Below are 5,540 nucleotides of genomic sequence, written 5' to 3' on the forward strand. Positions count from 1 at the left end.
GCCGAACGCGGCGTGCCGGGACGTCAGCATGCGGCGCACGCCGGCCTCGTCGCGGTAGACGGTCGCGAGCCGCAGCGGCAGGACGCACGGGGCCCCGGCCGACGCCGCGTCGACCACCCGCTGGTGGCCGCGCGCCACGTGCTCCAGCCAGGCGAGGTCCTCCAGCCGCTCGCGCAGCCCCTTCTCGCCGAACTCGGCCGCGGGGACGGGCCCCACCAGGACCACGAGGTCGCCTTCCCGCACCGCGCGCACCGGCTCGCCGGCCACGCCGGTGACCGTCTCCAGCGGGATCCCGGCGGCACCGGTGTCCCGCAGGACGGCATAGGCGTACAGCAGTTCCGTACGGTCACGACGGTCACGGTTCACCGGAACTCCTCCTTTCGGGTCCTTCGAGTTCGGCGTGTGATTCGAGTTCGGCGATGCGGGACCGCAGCCGTGCGTTCTCCGCGTCCATGGCGCGCCGGCGGGCTCCCGAGGACAGGGAGGGGTCGCTCTCCCACCAGTCGATGCCCATCTCCCTGGCCTTGTCGACGGAGGCGACGACCAGGCGCAGCTTGATGGTGAGGAGCTCGATGTCGAGGAGGTCGACGCGGATGTCGCCGGCGATGACGACGCCCTTGTCGAGCACGCGCTCCAGGATGTCGGCGAGGTTCGCCGAACTGCCGCCGCCGGAGAGCGACGTCTCGGACCGGCCGCCCGTCATGCCGCACCTCCCCCGGGCTGCTGCCGGACCAGCTCCATGCGGTCCAGCAGGGCGTCCTCGCGCCGGTCGAACTCCTCCTCGTCGATGACGCCGCTCACCAGCTGCTCCTCGAGCACCTCGAGTTCGCGCCGGACGGCCGCAGGGTCGCGGTGGAGGCGCTCGGCCTCGGCGACGACCCGGCGCAGCACCCAGCTCACAAAGGTGATCACGTCGCGAAGCTGTACGGCGGGAGCGGACCGTTGACCTTGATGTCCAGCTGCGGGTGGCGCTCGCCGAGCCGCCCGGCCTCCGCCAGCAGCCGCCGGGCCGCCGGCTCCTCCACGAGGAAGGACACGTTCAGGAACCAGCCCGCGCTCTCCGGGCCGTCGCAGTGTTCCTCGGCCAGGGGCACCAGCGCGTCGCGCACCAGCCCGGCGTCCAGGACCTCGCGTTCGCGCATGCTGTTCGCGACCATCTCGCCGAAGCGCAGGCGCTGTTCGTAGGAGCCCCCGCCGGCGGCCTTGTTGGCCTCGGCCAGGGCCCGCAGCTCGGGGTTCCCGGCGAGGACGAGGTGCAGGGCCGCGTCCTCCCGGTGCAGGACCTTGACGTTGTACTCGACACGGCCGGCGAGCCGGTCGAGCTGTTCCTCGTAGCGGCCGGAGTGCTCGGACAGCACCTCGGCCACCTTGTCGTCGCTGTCGGAGACGCTGCCGAAGCGCATCGGCAGCACGGAGGTACGGCGGCCGGCCGCCGCCAGTACCTGCTGGTGGGCCAGCAGGTCGCGGCGCTTGGGGCGCAGTTGCCCGGGGCAGTCGCTGACGACCGCGGCCAGGCCGTCCCGGCTCACCACCCGTACGGGGCGTGGCGGGTCCCCGATGCCGGTGAGGCCGTCGGGCAGGTCGGTGCTGCCGGCGCGCGCGATGCCGTAGACGTAGGTGGTCACTCGGTTTCCTCCTTCTTGCGGGAGGTGGAACGGCTGCTCCGGCTCTTCTCCTCGCCGCGGTCGCGCACCTGGTGCAGGGCGTCGGAAACGGTCTGGGCGGCGCCGGACAGGGCGCCCTTGGTCTTGCCGTGGGCGCCGCTCTCGGTCACCTCGCCCACGAGTTCGGGCAGGCCGGCGCTCTTGTGGGGGCCGGATTCCAGGTCGAGGCGGTTACAGGCCTCGGCGAAGCGCAGGTAGGTGTCGACACTGGCGACGACGACGCGTACGTCGATCTTCAGGATCTCGATGCCGACCAGCGAGACGCGTACGAACGCGTCGATGACCAGCCCGCGGTCCAGCACCAGTTCGATCACGTCGTACAGACCGCTGGTGCCGCCGGCGGAGCCGGTGCCCGGTTGCGCAGGGACAACGCTCATCTCGGGCGGTTTCCTCTCGTCTTGTTCTCTCGTCGCGACGCGACCGGCGCACGGCGGCCCGGACTGCCCGGGGGCTCGTGCCGCCCGGCGCTCGTACTGTCCGGCGCGCCCGCCTCAGGGAGCTCAGCGGGCGTCGGACCTGCCGCGCTCGTAGCGCCGGACGCGGCGGTAGCCGGTGAGCAGGCCGTCGGGGCCGAGGGTGAGCTCGTAGAGCGCCATGACGCTCATCGTCTCGGGGATCCGGGCGACCTCGACCGCCTCGGCCTCCAGCGTCCAGCCGTCCTCGGTCCGCTCGAACCGGGAGACGCCTTCGGGCTGCAGCCCGGTCAGTTCGGTGAACTGCTCGCGGGCCGCGCGGAGTACCTGGGCTGCGGTGAGGTCCGGCCGTGTTCCCGCTTCCGGGCCCGTGCCGGTCTCGTCGGGTATGTCTGCCTTATCAGTCATGGAGAGCCTCGCCCTGCGGATACCGCGTCCCGGCGGGCCCAAACACCCGATCACGGCGTGACCGCCCCGATCTGCGTTTCCCGCCGGGGCGTCCTTTGCCCGCCGGGCCCGCCACCGTACGGTGTAACGGCCCGCACAGGGCAGTCGAGGGCACCGGCACCCGGGAGCGAGCGTTGGACACACCACCGCACGAGGCCGCGGCCTCGGCAGCGCGCCAGGAGGCGGCGCGCCTGACGGCCAAGGACATTCACGGCGTCGCACTGACCTGGGTCGACAACGCGGGCATCACGCGCGTCAAGGCCGTCCCCACCGCCCGGCTCGCCCACGCGGCGCAGTGGGGTGTCGGCATGTCCCCCGTCTTCGACGTGTACCTCAGCGACGACTCCGCCGTCACCAGCGCCCATATCGGCGGGCCCGACGGGGACCTGCGCCTCTTCCCCGACCTCGACCGGCTGACCGTCCTCGCCGCCCAGCCGGGCTGGGCCTGGGCCCCGGCCGACCGCTTCGAGCAGGACGGCGCCCCCTACGCGGCCTGCCAGCGCGGGTTCGCGCGGCGCATGGCCGGGCGGGCCGCGCGGTCCGGCCTCGAACTGCGCATGGGCTACGAGACCGAATGGGTCGTCACCCACGCGACGGAAGCGGACCGCGAGGCGGACGGGCCGGAGGCGGACGGCCGCGCCCGGCGCTACGCGGGCCCCGGCCCGGCCTACGGCATGACCCGGATCACCGGGCTCTCCGGCTACGTGCGCGACGTCCTGCAGGCCCTGGCCGCCCAGGGCATCGACGTACTGCAGATCCATCCGGAGTACTCCCCCGGCCAGTTCGAGGTCTCCACCGCCCCGTCCGGCCCGGTGGCCGCCGCCGACGACGCGGTGCTCGTACGGGAGACGATCCGGGCCGTGTCCGCGCACCACGGCCTGCACGCCACGTTCGCCCCCGTGGTCGAGCACGGGGCCGTGGGCAACGGCGCGCACCTCCACCTCAGTCTGTGGAAGGACGGCGTCAATCTGTGCCGCGGCGGCGACGGCCCGCTGGGGATGACGCGGACCGGCGAGGCGTTCCTCGCCGGCGTCCTCCGCTCGCTTCCCGAGCTGCTGGCCGTCACCTCCCCGCACCCCGCCGGGTACCTGCGGCTCGCACCCTCCATGTGGGCGGGGGTCTTCCAGTGCTGGGGACCCGAGAACCGGGAGGCCGCCCTCCGCTTCATTCCCGGCCCGGCGAAGGACCTCCAGGGCGCCAACGCCGAGATCAAGTGCATCGACGCGACGGCCAACCCGTACCTGGTGGCCGGCGCGGTCATCGCCGCCGGACTCGACGGCATCGACCGGCAGTGCACCCTGCCGGCCCCCGTCAGCGGCGATCCGGCGGTCACGCACGCCGGGGTGCCCCGCCTGCCGGCCTCCCTGCCGGAGGCGCTCGGGCACTTCCGCGGCTCGGCCCTCCTGCGCGAGGCCCTCGGGGACCCCCTCTACGAGGCCTTCCTCGCCGTCCGCGAAGGCGAGCACGCGCGCCTGCAGCACCACACGCCGGAAGCCGTCGTCGCGGACCTCCGGCACCGCTACTGACCCGAAGCCACCGACCCCCTCCCCGGCCCGACGTCGTGAAGAAGGCTGCAGCCATGGCGAACCGGACAGCGACCGCACCGCCCGCCGAACAGCCCCCCGGCGGCGGGCTGGTGGACCACCACTGCCACGGCGTGGCCAGGGGCCCGCTCACCGGCTCCCGCTTCACGGCGTACCTGACCGAGTCCGACGCACCGGCCGCCGACGGCACCACGTTCTTCGACAGCCAGCTGGGCTTCGCCGTGCACCGCTGGTGCCCGCCGATCCTCGGCCTCCCGGCCCACTGCCCGCCCGCCGACTACCTGGCCCGGCGCGCCGAGCTGGGCGCGGACGAGGTGAACCGGCGGCTGCTCGGCGCCACCGGAATCACCGACTACGTCGTCGACACCGGCCTGGCCGACGACCTCACCACCCACCACGAGCTCGCCCGCGCGGGCGGAGGGCGCGCCCACGAGATCGTGCGGCTGGAGACCCTCGCCGAGCACACGGCGGACAAGGCGGGCACCGGCCGGGAGTTCCTCGACGGCCTGCGGGAGGCGGTGCACGCGGCGGCCCGAGACGCCGTGGGCTTCAAGTCGGTGGCCGCCTACCGCCACGGACTCGACTTCGATCCGGCGCCGCCGGGCCCCGGGGAGCTGCGGGCCGCCACGGACGGCTGGCTGGCCGCGCGCGAGCCCGGCGGCCGCCTCCACGACCCCGTGCTCCTGCGCCACCTGCTGTGGACGGCGGCCGCGACCGCGCTGCCCCTGCAGATCCACACCGGCTTCGGCGACCCCGACCTTCGCCTGCACCGCAGCGACCCGGCGCTCCTCACCGACTTCATCAAGGCGGTGCGCCCGACGGGCTGCCCGCTGGTCCTGCTGCACGCCTACCCGTACCACCGCAACGCGGCCTACCTGGCCCAGGTGTTCCCGCACGTCTACGCCGATGTCGGGCTGACCCTCTCCTACACCGGGGCGCGCGCCACGGCCGTCCTCGCGGAGGTGCTGGAGCTCGCCCCGTTCGGGAAGGTCATGTTCTCCACCGACGCCTACGGGCTGCCGGAGCTGTACGTCGTCGGCACGCGCCTGTTCACGCGGGCACTGGGGCAGTTGACGGAGTCGTGGGCCGGCGAGGGCGCGTGGCCCGCGGCCGAGGTGCCCCGGATCGCCGGGCTGATCGGATCGGAGACCGCGCGGCGGCTCTACAAGCTCCCGGCTTGACCTCCCGGCCTGGGCTCCCGGCGGCGTGAGGCCGTGGGCGGGCGCAGCCCCTCGCCGCCGTACCGGAGAGCCACGGCGCCTGACGAGGCTTCAGCGCGCCACCCCGGGCCAGGGCTCCTCCGCTTCCTGCAGGTGCGCCCGGATGTGCTCGGCCGCGCCCTCTCCCCCGGGAATCCGCTCCCACAGCGCGAGCAGAGCGGGGGCGAGGCGGACCGCCCCGTCGCCGCTGTGCTGCCAGCAGTAGTGCGCCCGCTTCACCGCGGCCAGCGCCTCCTCGTCGGCCGGTCCGCT

8 protein-coding genes and 1 pseudogene are annotated in these 5,540 nt (G+C 74.1%); 2 read left to right on the plus strand and 7 right to left on the minus strand.

What is annotated here, in order from left to right; all coding sequences use genetic code 11:
- From V7793_RS32465 to gvpO, 6 genes are all read right to left on the minus strand, one after another.
- Nucleotides 1-366 (minus strand): GvpL/GvpF family gas vesicle protein (locus V7793_RS32465; protein ID WP_336013289.1); only part of this gene is annotated, 366 nt, incomplete at its 3' end.
- Complete coding sequence (locus V7793_RS32470; protein WP_336013290.1) at nt 356-703, minus strand: gas vesicle protein; 348 nt, start codon at nt 701-703, stop codon at nt 356-358. The genes V7793_RS32470 and V7793_RS32465, both read right to left, overlap by 11 nt.
- Nucleotides 700-912, minus strand: coding sequence for a gas vesicle protein GvpG (locus V7793_RS32475; protein ID WP_443058042.1), 213 nt, complete (start codon nt 910-912; stop codon nt 700-702). The genes V7793_RS32470 and V7793_RS32475 overlap by 4 nt, the downstream gene beginning before the upstream one ends.
- On the minus strand, nt 909-1,625 hold the full coding sequence (locus V7793_RS32480) for a GvpL/GvpF family gas vesicle protein (protein WP_336013291.1): 717 nt from the start codon (nt 1,623-1,625) through the stop codon (nt 909-911). The genes V7793_RS32475 and V7793_RS32480 overlap by 4 nt, the downstream gene beginning before the upstream one ends.
- The gene (locus V7793_RS32485) at nt 1,622-2,041 is read right to left on the minus strand and encodes a gas vesicle structural protein GvpA (protein WP_336013292.1); all 420 of its coding nucleotides are present in this window, start codon (nt 2,039-2,041) and stop codon (nt 1,622-1,624) included. The genes V7793_RS32480 and V7793_RS32485 overlap by 4 nt, the downstream gene beginning before the upstream one ends.
- 123 nt (nt 2,042-2,164) lie before the next feature.
- Nucleotides 2,165-2,485: a gas vesicle protein GvpO gene (gene gvpO, locus V7793_RS32490; protein ID WP_336013293.1), complete on the minus strand. Its 321-nt coding sequence runs from the start codon at nt 2,483-2,485 to the stop codon at nt 2,165-2,167.
- Nucleotides 2,486-2,658: 173 nt separating this feature from the next.
- Between gvpO and V7793_RS32495 the strand changes: the two genes are divergently transcribed.
- Nucleotides 2,659-4,050, plus strand: coding sequence for a glutamine synthetase family protein (locus tag V7793_RS32495; RefSeq protein WP_336013294.1), 1,392 nt, complete (start codon nt 2,659-2,661; stop codon nt 4,048-4,050).
- Between the two features lie 53 nt (nt 4,051-4,103).
- Nucleotides 4,104-5,249 carry an amidohydrolase family protein gene (locus tag V7793_RS32500; RefSeq protein WP_336013295.1) on the plus strand — a complete coding sequence of 382 codons (1,146 nt, stop codon included), beginning with the start codon at nt 4,104-4,106 and terminating at the stop codon, nt 5,247-5,249.
- 90 nt (nt 5,250-5,339) lie between these two features.
- On the opposite strand, the pseudogene V7793_RS32505 reads toward V7793_RS32500, so the two are convergent.
- Nucleotides 5,340-5,540 (minus strand): annotated as a pseudogene (locus tag V7793_RS32505) (hypothetical protein); the annotation flags it as partial.

Origin of the sequence: Streptomyces sp. KLMMK (genome assembly GCF_036961605.1) — a bacterium.
Taxonomy (GTDB): domain Bacteria; phylum Actinomycetota; class Actinomycetes; order Streptomycetales; family Streptomycetaceae; genus Streptomyces; species Streptomyces telluris.

Coding starts and splice junctions, on each gene's coding strand:
- V7793_RS32470 (WP_336013290.1), bottom strand. CDS start 703: ATGACGGGCGGCCGGTCCGAGACGTCGCTCTCCGGCGGCGGCAGTTCG.
- V7793_RS32485 (WP_336013292.1), bottom strand. CDS start 2,041: ATGAGCGTTGTCCCTGCGCAACCGGGCACCGGCTCCGCCGGCGGCACC.
- gvpO (WP_336013293.1), bottom strand. CDS start 2,485: ATGACTGATAAGGCAGACATACCCGACGAGACCGGCACGGGCCCGGAA.
- V7793_RS32500 (WP_336013295.1), top strand. CDS start 4,104: ATGGCGAACCGGACAGCGACCGCACCGCCCGCCGAACAGCCCCCCGGC.